Source organism: Lacimicrobium sp. SS2-24, assembly GCF_002201535.1.
In the GTDB taxonomy this organism is placed as follows: domain Bacteria; phylum Pseudomonadota; class Gammaproteobacteria; order Enterobacterales; family Alteromonadaceae; genus Lacimicrobium.
Genome location: NZ_NIWW01000009.1, coordinates 28,806 through 42,827 on the forward strand (window position 1 = coordinate 28,806; position 14,022 = coordinate 42,827).

Genomic DNA, 14,022 nt, shown 5'->3' on the forward strand with positions numbered 1-14,022 from the left:
GTAACTGACTCCTGTTAAGGTGCAGAGATCACAGTATAGACAGACTGGTTTTTCAATCAGGGTGGCGCCTAAACCTGAATAACACAGATTGCAGAGGCAAAAAATGAAAAACACCCCCGACCGCCAAAACAAGGCACAGAAAGATAATACGAAACAAAAAGATGAGCACTTTTCTCACCATGACGCAGAAGTGGCCAGCCCTGAGGAAGGTTCATTATGCGGTGAAGAAGACCCTGGCGCGGCGCTGGAGTCGCTCATTGATCACCGCGATGAAAAACACAAAGATTAGTTTTCGTGCAGATGCCACAGTCCGGCGCCAACTAATTGGTGCAACAAGTGTAATAATAAATCCGATAGCTCAGGCTCGATTTGCTGAGGGTAATACCAGTGCGATTGCTCAAGTAACCCATCAACCCAGGGTTGCAACCTGGCATCAAAGTTAACCGCCCAATCACCGAAATGAAGCTGCCTTAATGGTTCGCTCTCATCGGTTTCTAGCCATGCACCCTTGCAGCTCAGGGACCTGAATAAGGGTAAGCCGCCTAATACATGGCGTTTCAGCGTCTGAAAACTAATATCTAGCGGCTCTGGCTCCACTTCCCCCTGTTGACTGAGAAAACGTCCCAGCCATGGCTCGAACAAGGGGCTATCGATGGCCTGTTTCATCAACGAGCGCAGCGCATTCTGATCTTGTTGTGTTACCTGCCCACGATAAGCGGGCACTGTGCGCTGTGGATCGGTATAGCGTTGGCAGTGCCCGGCATTGTCCAACACAAAATCGGCGAAATCAGAAATAAGCTCTGCCTGATTCGGTGCACGAAACCCAACCGAATAATTCAGGCTGTCTTGGATAGTTTCGCCGCAGTGAGCAAAACCGGGGGGAATGTAGAGCACATCACCAGGCTGTAACACCACATCAATAACCGGTTCAAACGTACTGACCTGACTCAGTAACGGATGAGGTCGCAGTGACTCACCACCTTGGCCACCGACCTGCCAGCGACGAGCACCTTTACCCTGAATAATAAACACATCGTACTGATCTATATGGGGCCCCACCCCTCCGCCGGGAACAGAAAAACTCACCATCAGATCTTCCACCCGCCAGCTGGGAATAAAGTCAAAGGTATTAAGCAGCTCAGTGGCGGCATCCAGATAGCGGTCCACCCCCTGAACCAGCAAACTCCATTGCCCCTTGCAATAGCAGCCAAAATCTTCTTCAGTGAACGGTCCCTGATGCACCTGCCAGCGCTGTTGTGCTGAACTGACAATGCGCGCGTCAATGTCTGGCTCTTGTGCCAGTCCCGCCAGATCATGTTCATCCAGCGGATCCGTAAAGTCGGTGAATGCACCTTTGAGCAATAGCGGCTGCTTTTGCCAGTGCTTTTCTAGAAATGTCTGAGGATCGGTCAGATTAAACCTAAACATAGTACCCCGTTGATTGAACCATCTGATTGCAGCGCCAGCCCCTGATTGGCCTGAGCAAAAGACTCAGACAAGCGCCCTGAAGGATTTCAGCATTGCAGAAAAAATGCTAGTATCCTGGCCCCGTTGAGCCAGTAGTCAAAAGATCCTATGCGTATTATTGTCCGTTATTTTTTCCGTGCTGTCAGATTGATTCTCACTCCCTTTATGCTTCTCAGTGAGAAACTGACAACGCCCAAAGCCATCAGCCGTTCTTCAGAGGCACAGAAAGCAGCAGAGCAAGCGGCTGAAAAGCTGGCCCTGTATCAATACCGCGCCTGCCCGTTCTGTATTAAAGTGCGCAAGCAGATAGCCAGACTGGGATTACCCGTAGAGAAACGGGATGCACTGAAAAACCCAATTTTCCGGAAGGAACTGGAGCAACAGGGTGGCAAGATAAAAGTCCCCTGCCTGCGGATCGATCAGGAAAACGGCCAGTACCTGTGGCTATACGAATCCGATCAGATTAATGCCTGGCTGACACAACGTTTCGGTCAGACTCAGTGACCTGAGTCTGTTCAGGCCTGCAACGATAGGGCCGTGAACGTTGTGAAACCATGCCCCTGAGCGGCAACTGAACATTGTCTGTTGCCGTGTCATCTACCGTACCCGCTTGCGGTCAATACGCCCACTCTCACTCGCGGCTATGACTGACACATTTTTTTACCTATTCATCAAAAAAACACGCTGCGTTTTTGAGCAAAATAGCGCTATCTTGGTGACCATGAGGTTAACCCCAAGACAAGAGAACTGCGATGAAACCCCTGTTACTAACCCTGACACTACTTATTCTCTCGCTAAGCGCCCTTGCCGAAACACACATAAAACGCTTTGCCACAAATCAGCAGGACTGGAGTGCCAATGCCTATATGCTGATCGGTGATCAGGGTATTGTTCTCATTGACAGCTTGTTACGACGCTCTGATGCGCGCAATTTTGCTGCCATGATTAAGGCACAAAATAAACCCGTACTGGGACTGATCCTAACCCATGCCCATGGTGATCATTATTCCGGCATTGCTGATCTTAAGCGCATTCTTGGCGATTTTCCGGTGATGGCGACACCGGCGACCGCAGCCACGCTGGCCTCAGATTTTGAACTGTTCAAAACGCAGACAGCACCACAGTTTGCCCCGGATATCTGGGTTGCATCCGCGCCTGAAGTAGACCAGCTGATTGATGTGACTAAGCCCCTTGTATTGGCAGATATATCGTTGCAGGTTCGCGATCTCGGTGAAGGAGAATCCGCCAATGCCACAATCGTTTTTCATGCCCAGAGTGGTGCCTTATTTGCGGGCGACATCCTGATGGCACATCATCATTATTACGTGGGTCAGGGCAACACAGATAATATTCTTAAGCAGTTTGAACAGCTTCAGCAGGACTACCAGGGCAAAGTCAGCATGGTTTATGGCGGGCATGGCGATCCCAGTCCCTTACATCTTTTAAAACAACAAAGTGAGTATGTACGAACCCTGACAGAGGTCTATGAGAAGATGGTAGAACCGGCATCACTTAAACACGGCAAACCAACCCCTGAGGCGATGACACAAGCAGTTGAAACAATACTCACTGCCTATCCCTATCTGAATGACTATGGTTATCCGCGCGGCACCATCGCCAGAATGAACTTATCACAACTGTTCAGGCGCCATCATTCGTCATCCTGAAATGTCTTGCGGTGCAGCTTTGCCTGCACATGAAAACGCAGGCGGCGGCAATAGCATGAAAATGCCGCCCGGCCGTTAGTCTTTACCCGCACTGGCTTTATAAGCCAGACTCATCAGATACAGCGCTGCGGCCAGGGCCAGGGCAGAGAGCGCCAGATAAATGCCATCTAGTGGTGTCTTAAAGTGAATATCGACCACTGCCCTGAAAAATTCGATGATCACTGCCAGGATCACTACCCTGACAATCTTGTCCTTGAGCTGGTCGAAGGATTTGACGTTAAAAGGATGAGATGGCCCCTCACTCTCAGAGGCCTCGATCTGTGAGACAAATAACCGGTATACCCCCAGACCAAAGATCATCAAAACAATGGCAATCAGGTAAATATCAATGGCAATGATAATATCTGTCACCACAGAGTCATGGATATCAATATCGCTGCCAAAAGCATAGTAGCCCAGCGTCTTCCACAGCACCTGAACAATATCCATGGTGCCGATAACAAATAACACCACCGCCCCCAACAAACTAGGTATGACGGCCAGCATAACCAGATAACGGGAGCGCCACAGGAGTCCTTCAAGACGTTTTTCCCATTTGTGCGGTTCTTTTGCCGAGCGGGATGTTGGAGTATCTGACATCAATTGGAACTTTTATCTTCACGTTTGATATCCAGCATAGCGAAGTCCGGGCTACGATAAAACACCCGTTTTATTATCAACTTTAATCGCTGATGACGAGATGCATCTTGACGAATTTGTTCGTCACTACCGCCCTATTTCCGATTGACTGAAGTTGAACCCGTCCCCAAGGTCGGGATTGTCTGGCCATTAACAACCAGTATTCATCACTGCTTACCCATACCAAACATATCCCGGAACTGGTTGGCAAAGGCGACAAATTTTTCTTTGACAGTACGTTTCAGACTCACTTCCAGCGACCCCAGCACTGAATAGCCTTCAATCACGATTTTGGGTGCCTGACGCCCGCTCATGGAGGGTGCCCGATTCTCTGAACTACCGATGATGTTGAACATATTGGACACCACATTGATCTCTTCAGGCACTAAAATACTCAGGCTGCCGACCCAGTTATTAACACGGATAACAATATGCTGATGCTGGAAAATAGCCTCGGAGAAATCCAGCTCCACCGAACCGAGAATATTCACCACTGTGATCTCAGCAGGCACCAGCCATTGCCCGCTGTGCTGATTGGATGACAGTACACTGATAATGTTCTCGTTCTGCTTATCCTCCCCGGCCTGATAGCGGGGTGAAAAGCTGCGCTCTCGCTGCTGTTGATATTGGCTATCCGGCTGCAGCGATAAATCCGCGACCACATCCACCAGTTGCTGATGGTCAGTGGCTTCGGTGGCAATATCAAGCCGGCGCTCGAATGCCTCGGCAGAGAGCACGCCGTGGCTGTAATTCATAATCAGCTGATCTATGGCCTGCTCTTTCACCTGTTCAAAAGGACGGTCTTCGAGTTTTACTCCGGATGTATCTATAGCCATATCTGAACTCCTTTCTGATTGTTATGGGGCAACATCACATTGCCCTGCTTTTATCGGGTAGGAACAACCTATCCAGACAGTAAAGCAGATATCGCGCCAAAAGGACATTCTATTTAATATCAACAACTTGTAACATTCCCATTAGGCGTGGAGTGACTGCATTCACCATAATTTGGTCAGAAAGCACAAGAATCTGACAAGCAAGTGTCCCGGCTGTCTCTTCTACAAAAATGGATCACTGAACCGTTCATCTATCAGCAACGCTTCATCGGTTAGGGTATGTAAGAAGGCCAACAACGCCGCTTTTTCGTCATCAGTGAAGTTAAACTGGTTGACGCTGCCATCGGATCCTAACAGCGGTGGCTGCAATCCCGGGTGCGCCTGAATGCCACTACTGTAATGCTCAATCACCTCTTCCAATGTACTGAAGCGGCCGTCATGCATGTAGGGAGCGGTCACGGCAATATTGCGCAATGAGGGAGATTTGAATCGCCCCGTATCCAGCGGGTTTCCTGTGACCTCAGCCAGCCCAAGGTCGTCAGTCGACTCGCTGTCGAGTCCATTATTTGTTGCCGAGGAATTTCCTAATGGTCCGACAGGAAGTGGCCCGGTAAAGGCCTCACTGCTGTGACACCCCGCACAGCCAACGAGATCACCATTTGCAGCTTGCTTAGCCTCAAAGAACAAGGCCTTACCCAGGTTTTCCTGATCCGTAAAAGCGGGAAAGTCAGCCAGAGGAGAAGAGACCTCAGCGCGTGCCATGTCATATTTAGCATTAGTACTCACCATGGCACGAATAAACTGAGCCAGCGCATCGGCGATACGATCACTGGACACATCGGTATCGCCGAAAGCTTGTTCAAACAATATCGGATAGTAGTCCTGCTCACGAATGATCTCTTCAAGCTCTGGCAGCACCAGGCCCATTTCGAGGGGGTCCTGGAAAGGCATCAGCACCTGTTCCTCCAGACTTGTGGCGCGTTCATCCCAGAAAAAACGGCCACTGCCATAAAATCGGGCGTTGGTCAGCCCCATAGAGTGTCGCCGAGTTTCTTCCCCTTCAAATCCGAGGCTCTTTACCCTTGCATCGGAAAAGCCATTTTCCTGAACATGACAGGAGGCACAGGCTACCGTCCCATTAGCGCTGAGCTTTTTATCGTAAAACAGCACCCTGCCCAGAGTCGCTGCGGCATCAGTAATCGGATTGTCGACAGGGGTATTATCCGAGTCGCTGGCGGCATACTGAAAGGGCATTTGCGCAGGAAAGCTATTCTGTGTGTAGTGTTCAGGTAGCGCTACCTGAGCATAGTTATATGGCGTTTCAGGTAAGTTCAGGGATGCAAGCGGATCACTCGCCTCATTGTCTGAGGTTACATCGGACTGACTCTGCCCGACTGTTTCACTGACAGGCACTTCAGCCTCCGGCTCGCTGCCACAGGCCACCACCCACATACACAACAAGGGCACCAAAATCCCTTTAAACCTGATAAAAAAGCGTGACATTGCTACAACTCCATTATGGGTTGCCCGGTGTGAAGGTTACTCAGCAGGTTGGCGGGCAACAAGACAATAACGAGAAGTCAGTTTACGTCGCCCAATGTCAAGAACTGACAGTGAAGTGTAAAGGTTAGGTAAAGTCTGCAGCCAAGGGCTGCCATCAATACAGGGAAATGGGATGTGTGTCTGCTGCACAAATGACCACAATAGAGGGTAAAGCTTGAGTGATATGCGATAATGGTAACCGCATTGAAAACGGCGTCCTTGCCATATCGCCCTATGGCAAACAGTCCACAAATTGCACTCGTATTGCGTCTGCAATGACACTGCCATTGGCACCACTGGTATTGATGGTAGTGCTCAGGCTGCCTCCTTGCATAATGCTAAAGCTGCCCAGCGAATTCCACTGACCTCCATTATTGCTCTGATCCAGGCTCATCACATAGGTATCTGTATCCGTTGTCACGCTAATCGGCGTATTGGATGCGTAATTTCGATTAGCAGGATAATATGCCGACACTTGCCAGATTCCGGCAGCCAGTCCGGTGAAATCATAGCGAGCACTTTCCTGTCCCACAGAAGGCTGCTCATCCAAAAGGAAATTGCTTCCATAATAGCGGTTGCCACGATTGTCAGACTGCCAATTTCCATTCAATGTCGCTTGTTGGTTATCTATGACCCATTCACTTACACCAGGCGCCTGACAATTACCGCCCCCTTGTTGGGCGTACCAGCCAGTGACGTAGTTAAATACATTGTCAATGAGGGTATACCAGCTACTGTCATTGTTGGCATAGCCATTACTCAATATGGCAATAGACACATCAAATTCAGGCACATACATGACAATACTCTTATAACCGGACAAGGTACCTGTATGGCCGTAGTGAAGATAACCGTAGGTAGCCGCATCCCAAATATAAGTACTCAATCCATAGCCGCTATTATTGGCGGATGGGCTGGTCATCTGCGTGACACTGGTGGTGCTTAAGTACTGGCCTCCCAGTACCCCTCTTGCCATACTGGCCACATCACCAGAGTTAGCAACCACAGCACCAGCGGCCATTATGCCGGTTTTATGAAATTCATAGGCTCGATCATTTTCGGCCAGCTGACTGATTGGTGAGCCGGGATTGGACCAGTCATCCATAAAGCTTTGAGTAAGCTGTAACGGCTCTAGCATGTGAAATGACAGGGCTGAACTCAGAGGCATACCGGTAACCGACTCTACAACTAACCCCAGAAGATAGCTGCCAGTATTAGAATAACTGTACTGGGAACCCGGTGTATGTACCGGACCATTGTCGACAGCATATTGCATGATCTCATTGTCAGACCAAACCTTGTAGGGATCGGCTAGCGCAATACTCCAAAAATCATTCGTTCCGTTAATATGATCGTAAACCCCAGCGGAATGATCCATCAGCTGCCTGATGGTCATGCTGTCACCATGAGGTAGCCCCGGTACAACAAGATGTTGACTCACCAGGTCATCGATTTGTAAATAGCCAAGCTCTTGTAATTTCATCACCAGAGCCGCCGTATAAAACTTACTAATACTGGCAACCCGGAAGCGTTGCTGTGCCTGCACCGCTTCGCCTGTTTGTGTATTACCTGTGCCAGTCCCCGCAAAGATATTGCCCTGATCCGGGGTATCTACTGCAATCGCTACCCCCGGGACACCTTTGAGTCGTTTAAAGCTTTCATCCAGCTCGGTCTGGAGACCGATTTGAAACTCAGAAGCACTGAGAGGGTGGCAAAGTAACAAGATACCGACGCCTAGACAGCAAGCATAAAATACATTTCGCATAACATTTTCCTAGTTGTTTTTTGTTAAAAGCGAATGCCCGTGCCGCTATACCGGGCAATCAACGCCCCGCATTCATTTGCTGAAGCTGGGCACAACCAATCTAGAGTGAAAAAGTGCAGTACATAAATTAGCCGTCATAGGGCAAACCGATGAATAATGTAAAAACGGCGAGAGAGATCTGAATGACGCAGATTAACCTTTCATCCCTCAGACAGGGATTGATAACTTGGCATTGGTACAATCCCGTACTGATAAAAGTGTCAAAAAAATTGTTAATAAAAAGGCATAACAGCCCGCAGCGTCTCATGCTCTTTTCGGAGGGCCCCTTAAGGGGTAATTGGTTGAACGCACGGCCAAGGTTGTTTATTACGGTTGCGCAAACCACTGACGCAATGTTGAATACAACCTGCTACAGCTTAACAGTTGCAGATGATGGGTGTTGTCTGCCACCCATTGTCTGTGCTTTGGCACACTGATTGCCCGCCGTGCATCGCGATGATGCCCAAGCGCACTATCCAGAGGCACCAGTCCATCGCCAATCAGTTTATCGGTCAGCCACCAGCGTTTCTCTCCCGCATTACCGGCCACCATATAACAGGCCACCTGTTCAGGTAAGGGAATGATTTTAGGGGGAAGAGCATTTAAGGTAAAACGATGTTTATCGATCCAGTCCTCATCACACAAACTCCCGTGTCGAAGATCCGTAATGCCGGCACTTCTGAGATTCACCAGTGTCAGAAACGGTGCACTATAGGCACTGATATTGAGTAGTTGGCCGAGCCAGTTCCCGCCCTTTTCCAGAGGAGCACCATGGTGGGGGCTACCCAAAAAAATCAACTTTTTGAGGTTCTGAAACCAGGCATGCCCGCCATCCCCGGCATAAAAACAGGCACTACGACTTATCAGTCCGCCCATACTGTGAGCCAGTATATGTATCGTTGAGAGCATCGGAAGTGCCTGACATAAGGCCTCCAATTGAGATGAGAGCTGGCGTCCATTTTCAGATATGTGCAGTCCCGTATTGTAATGCAGATAGAGGGGGACAAGGCCCTGCTCGCGCGCCAATGCTTCACCGTGGTTATGGCCGTCCCGGGTCCACTGCAGATCATTCATACACAGTCCATGAATCATCAGTAGCACTCTGCCTCCGGCCTCGGCGACCAAATCGCTCAGTTCATTGAACTGAACCGTTCGGCCCTGATAACGAAAACTCATTTTAATGGCCAGAGGACTGGCGGCATCCGCCAGACGGTCTCCCATGACCCCATTGAGTGCTGAAATTGCGGCATGCATGCTCTCAGAGCGCTCGTCATCACTGACATCCCTGTGCTTACTGAGCTGGCGTTGCAACCCTTTGGCGACAAGGCCATTGATGCCACGAACAGAGCGGTACACATACTTACTAAACGGATTATTGGGTTTTTGCTTGCTATCGGGGCGACGGCCTAAGCCCAGAATGGTCTGGTGGAGGTTCTCGGTCATATGGGTTACCCCGTCAACCGCGTCAGTGCACAACTTTCCCGCTGCCAACAAATCCAGCAGCCATCGTGTTTTTTGTTGTTCGGGTACGGATTTATGCTGATTCACAGGTCGCAACATTGTCAGCAACTCCATGGTAGGGCTGATACCTGAGTATGCGCTTAAACACCGTGATGACAAAGAAAAACCTCCATCACCGGCGCGCACAGGTGAGAGGCTTCATCAACCATGTTGGTGAGTCTGATAGCGGCAAGACAGCGGCCTTTTCGTTCTTTTTTGTTGCCAATGCGCTGTTAAAAACGCCACAGGATGCCCATATCAGGGCAACGGGATATATTCCTTTTCATCGCCCGGTACCGGGGTGAAGCGTTGCTCTTTCCAGTCGGCCATGGCCTGCTCAATGCGGGATTTACGACTGGATACGAAATTCCAGTGCATAAAGCGCTCCCCCAGCGGCTCGCCACCGATTAACGCGATACGGCTTTTCTTATCAGCATGAATGGTGACACAGCTATTTGTGCTAAGTTGTGCCAGGGCAAATTGCGGCACCGTAACGCGCTGAATGCTTATCTGACCATCCGCCACATACACGGCAGATTCCTGAGTTTCAGGCAGGGTGAGACTCTGTCCAGGCTGTAAAAAGGCCTCCAGGTAAAGGGTGTCACAGAAGGTCTCAACGGGGGATGTGAGTTCATAGGCAGTGCCAATCAGCACGCGTACCGGTACGCCGTCCACCTCGGTGGCCGGGATATCCTCTATGGGGTAGTGATAAAACGCCGGTGCAATTTCCTCGTGTTCTTGCGGCAGCGCATGCCACAGCTGCAACCCATGCAACCGATGCTCCTGTTCGCGTACCTGGGGTCGTTCCCGCTCTGAATGCACAATGCCTGAGCCGGCCACCATCAGATTAATATCGCCGGGTTTAATAGGTTGTGTATTGCCCAGCGAATCACGGTGTAAGATTTCTCCTTCAAATAAATAGGTTACGGTGGCCAGATTCACATGGGGATGGGGACGAACATCTAACCCATCACCTGGCTCAAACATTGCCGGCCCCATATGATCAAAAAACACCCAGGGACCCACACTTCTGAGCTTTGCGACCGGCAGGCACCGTCGTACCGAAAATCCACCAATGTCTTTTTCTTTTCCTCGAATAATTTGCATAACCCCCTGACATGGCGAGCTTTGCGTCTCACATGTTACGTTCTTTTGTACTAATAGATCGCTCATATCATCCTCTTTGGTCAATGGGTTAAGCCATTTCTTCTTTGCCCGACATCCTTAAGATTTCAGCTTAGCAAAGTCTCCTGTCAAGGTAGAAGTCAATGCCCTGAATGTTAGGCTATGCTGTTAAGTATCAAACGTCTGCTCGCGACTCAGAAGGTCTATGTCATCCATTGAACTGCCCCAACTCAATGTCTGGCTAATTGAAAAGCACCCGGACAGCCGCCAACACCTGAAAAAACGGCTTAGCCAAATGGGTGTCAGACAGGTCACGGAAATCCGCTGTGCCGATGATTTTATCAAACGGCTCGCATCCGCTGAGGCTAACGCGCACCTGGTGCTTTTTGCTTTTCACCCAGGTGATGCCCTGCCAGGGACAGACCTGTTACGCTATGTCATTCGCAGCAAGCTGCTCGCCACCTGGTGCCAGGTGGCCTTTATCACGGACCAGCCAGACGTAGTTTTGGCCGATCTGCCTTTTCGTATTCTGCCGACGCCAATATTGAAAAAAAACGTAGCGGACAGTGCTCTGTTAGCCTTGCTCAGGCAAACGGCGGTAATGATCAATAAAGTCAAACCTCTGCTGGAAAATTGTCAGGAAGAACAGTGCGCTTTGCCTGTTGCCCGTGTCGAATCTGTAGCGACCGAGACACTGCCAGATCCACTCAAAGATGTAATTCTCACATTACAGATCATGAGCCTTATCCGCCATAATCGGGCTGAACAAGCCAAGCCACTGGCGACACAGTTAGTCAGCGAGCAGCGGCGTTTCGATCTGTTACTGAACCTGATGTATCTGCTAGGCGACAACCAGGGATTAATTCTTTTACAACAACAGCTCCAGCATGCTGACCTACTACCCAGAAAACGCATTTTGTATCAAATGCGCCTGCTACAACAGCGCCAGGAACTCAAAATGATGCTGACGCTGTTTGAGTCTCTTGAAGAAAGTCAGCGTACGCCACACGAAATGAACCTCAAGGCCGTATTGTTATTTGTCACCGGCGGGTATAGTGCCGCCGAGCGCTACCTGAGCAAGAAACAAAAGGATAAACAAGACACCTATGCCGCCAATATGGCGCTCATATGGCGTATGACACTGTTATTACTGCATTCGCTGGACCATCCGGGAGACCATCAATTCAATGCACGCATGACGCAGCTATCCAGACAACTGGACTGGAACAACGGTACGATTAACTTTAAACGTTTTTCCGGCCTATTGCGACTGGCCCAGATGGCCCATGCCAACAAACAGGTGGTGGCGGAGTCTTTGAACAAATTGCAGCAGCATCAGCACACATTCGACTTGTTTCAGTGTTTGCTGCTAACCTATATTGCCAAGGTGGCACAACACCCCAGTGCGAGCCTGTGGCTATTCAATGCCGATTACCACCTCAGCCGCATGCAAATTTCACCAGAGCGCCTTTCGGCCGGGATCATCCACTATCAGTTGTTTCGTTTTATATTCCCTACCCCAGATACACAAAGTGCGGTTTACAATCAATGGGGACACAAGTATGTGGAGCTGGATCTGCATTACCGGGCGCTAAGCATGTTTTATAAAGCCTGGCGTTGTAGCCCTAACGTGGCACGTTATCCTCTTAACCTGCTTCACAGCATGCAAAGCCTGCAGCTTAATCAATTCTGGGACTGTGACGTCAGTGAGCTACAACAGATTATTCCGACCCTATCCCTCAATGAAGATGAGAAGCTCAGCCTGAAAAAGATGTCTGTCTGATGGCTTGGTCTGTGGCGGGGCTGAACTATACTCAGACCAAAGGCGTACAAAAGACGTCATCTAAGGCAAGTTCAATAACAGGTGGTACTGATGCAAGCCAAACGCCAATCCAACCCCCTCTGTGATGGTCCAGACTGGACCTTCCCCCTATTGAATGAGTATCTGGCCGAGATTACCCGGGTGGCAGAGCTTTACAAACTAGATACTTACCCCAACCAGATAGAGGTGATCACTGCCGAGCAGATGATGGATGCATATGCCAGCGTCGGCATGCCGATTAACTACACCCATTGGTCTTATGGTAAGAAGTTCATTCAGACCGAACAGGGGTATAAACGCGGCCAGATGGGGCTGGCCTATGAAATCGTCATTAATTCAGACCCGTGCATTGCCTATTTGATGGAAGAGAACACCATTACCATGCAGGCACTCGTGATGGCCCATGCCAGTTTTGGTCACAACTCTTTTTTCAAAAACAATTACCTGTTTCGCACCTGGACCGATGCCAGCTCTATCATTGATTACCTGGTTTTCGCTAAAAATTACATTGCCCGCTGTGAAGAAAAGCATGGCATCAGTGAAGTGGAAACCTTTCTCGATTCCTGTCATGCACTAGCAAACTTTGGTGTAGACCGTTATAAGCGGCCGCAGAAACTCTCCTTAAGGGAAGAAAAAGAACGTCAAGAGAGTCGTGAACAATATCTACAGTCTCAGGTTAATGAGCTATGGCGAACTTTACCTAAAAAGAAAGCCCTGGAAACCGATGAGAAAAAGCGCCGTTTTCCGACTGAGCCACAGGAAAACCTGCTCTATTTTATCGAGAAAAACGCGCCTCTTCTGGAACCCTGGCAGCGTGAGCTGGTGCGCATCGTGCGTAAAATTTCACAGTATTTTTATCCACAAAAGCAGACCCAGGTCATGAACGAAGGTTGGGCCTGTTTCTGGCACTATCACATTCTTCATCACTTGTATGACGAAGGTAGGGTCACAGACAGATTCATGCTGGAGTTTCTGCACAGCCACACCAATGTGGTGGCCCAGCCCGACTACAACAGCCCCTACTACTCAGGTATCAATCCTTATGCGTTAGGCTTTAACATGTTTATGGATATTAAACGTATCTGTCAGGAGCCCACCGCAGAAGATAAACGCTGGTTTGGCGATATTGCCGGTTCAGACTGGCAAACCACGCTGAATTTTGCCATGCAGAATTTCAAGGATGAGAGTTTTATCAGCCAGTTTCTGTCACCCAAACTGATGCGTGATTTTCGTCTGTTTGCCGTTCACGATGACGATCATGACAGTCACCTTGAAGTCACCGCTATTCATAATGAAGAGGGTTACCAGGGATTGCGTGAAAAGCTCTCTGCCCAATACAACCTGAGCAATATTGAACCCAACATCCAGGTCTATAATGTGGATGTCAGAGGAGATCGTTCGCTGACCCTGCGCTATGTACCCCGTGATCGTATTCCTCTGGCTGATAGCAGCGAAGATGTGATGAAACACCTTTATCGGTTGTGGGGCTTTGACGTCAGACTGGAAACCGTGGACGAGGATGACAACATCCACTTATTGTATCAATGCCCAGCCAGGTCGGAGTAGGCCGCGTTTGCGGGC

At 49.5% G+C, this 14,022-nt stretch carries 12 protein-coding genes; 5 read left to right on the top strand and 7 right to left on the bottom strand.

Annotated features, from left to right (window positions below; all coding sequences use genetic code 11):
* Positions 1-103: 103 nt before the first annotated feature.
* On the top strand, positions 104-289 hold the full coding sequence (locus tag CCY32_RS14315) for a hypothetical protein (RefSeq protein ID WP_088331865.1): 186 nt from the start codon (positions 104-106) through the stop codon (positions 287-289).
* On the opposite strand, the gene CCY32_RS14320 is transcribed toward CCY32_RS14315, so the two are convergent.
* The gene (locus CCY32_RS14320) at positions 286-1,428 is read right to left on the bottom strand and encodes a cupin domain-containing protein (RefSeq protein ID WP_088331867.1); all 1,143 of its coding nucleotides are present in this window, start codon (positions 1,426-1,428) and stop codon (positions 286-288) included. The two genes, CCY32_RS14315 and CCY32_RS14320, sit on opposite strands and share 4 nt — an antisense overlap.
* 147 nt (positions 1,429-1,575) lie before the next feature.
* On the opposite strand from CCY32_RS14320, the gene CCY32_RS14325 reads away from it, so the two are divergent.
* Together CCY32_RS14325 and CCY32_RS14330 are read left to right on the top strand one after the other, a co-directional pair.
* Complete coding sequence (locus CCY32_RS14325; RefSeq protein WP_088331869.1) at positions 1,576-1,971, top strand: glutaredoxin; 396 nt, start codon at positions 1,576-1,578, stop codon at positions 1,969-1,971.
* A gap of 248 nt (positions 1,972-2,219) precedes the next feature.
* Complete coding sequence (locus CCY32_RS14330; RefSeq protein WP_088331871.1) at positions 2,220-3,134, top strand: MBL fold metallo-hydrolase; 915 nt, start codon at positions 2,220-2,222, stop codon at positions 3,132-3,134.
* 75 nt (positions 3,135-3,209) lie between these two features.
* Here the strand turns inward: CCY32_RS14330 and CCY32_RS14335 are convergent, their stop codons facing one another.
* From CCY32_RS14335 to CCY32_RS14360, 6 genes are all read right to left on the bottom strand, one after another.
* The gene (locus CCY32_RS14335) at positions 3,210-3,773 is read right to left on the bottom strand and encodes a YqhA family protein (RefSeq protein ID WP_088331873.1); all 564 of its coding nucleotides are present in this window, start codon (positions 3,771-3,773) and stop codon (positions 3,210-3,212) included.
* 206 nt (positions 3,774-3,979) lie between these two features.
* Complete coding sequence (locus CCY32_RS14340) at positions 3,980-4,648, bottom strand: LiaF domain-containing protein (RefSeq protein WP_088331875.1); 669 nt, start codon at positions 4,646-4,648, stop codon at positions 3,980-3,982.
* A 222-nt stretch (positions 4,649-4,870) separates the two neighbouring features.
* The gene (locus CCY32_RS14345) at positions 4,871-6,151 is read right to left on the bottom strand and encodes a cytochrome c peroxidase (protein WP_246840632.1); all 1,281 of its coding nucleotides are present in this window, start codon (positions 6,149-6,151) and stop codon (positions 4,871-4,873) included.
* Positions 6,152-6,422: 271 nt separating this feature from the next.
* On the bottom strand, positions 6,423-7,955 hold the full coding sequence (locus tag CCY32_RS14350; RefSeq protein ID WP_088331877.1) for a serine hydrolase: 1,533 nt from the start codon (positions 7,953-7,955) through the stop codon (positions 6,423-6,425).
* Positions 7,956-8,321: 366 nt separating this feature from the next.
* Positions 8,322-9,569: a hypothetical protein gene (locus CCY32_RS14355; protein ID WP_088331878.1), complete on the bottom strand. Its 1,248-nt coding sequence runs from the start codon at positions 9,567-9,569 to the stop codon at positions 8,322-8,324.
* Positions 9,570-9,752: 183 nt separating this feature from the next.
* Positions 9,753-10,601 carry a pirin family protein gene (locus CCY32_RS14360; RefSeq protein ID WP_246840633.1) on the bottom strand — a complete coding sequence of 283 codons (849 nt, stop codon included), beginning with the start codon at positions 10,599-10,601 and terminating at the stop codon, positions 9,753-9,755.
* 223 nt (positions 10,602-10,824) lie between these two features.
* Between CCY32_RS14360 and CCY32_RS14365 the strand changes: the two genes are divergently transcribed.
* Positions 10,825-12,402, top strand: coding sequence for a hypothetical protein (locus tag CCY32_RS14365; protein WP_088331880.1), 1,578 nt, complete (start codon positions 10,825-10,827; stop codon positions 12,400-12,402).
* 90 nt (positions 12,403-12,492) lie between these two features.
* The gene (locus CCY32_RS14370) at positions 12,493-14,007 is read left to right on the top strand and encodes a SpoVR family protein (protein WP_088331882.1); all 1,515 of its coding nucleotides are present in this window, start codon (positions 12,493-12,495) and stop codon (positions 14,005-14,007) included.
* Positions 14,008-14,022 lie beyond the last annotated feature (15 nt).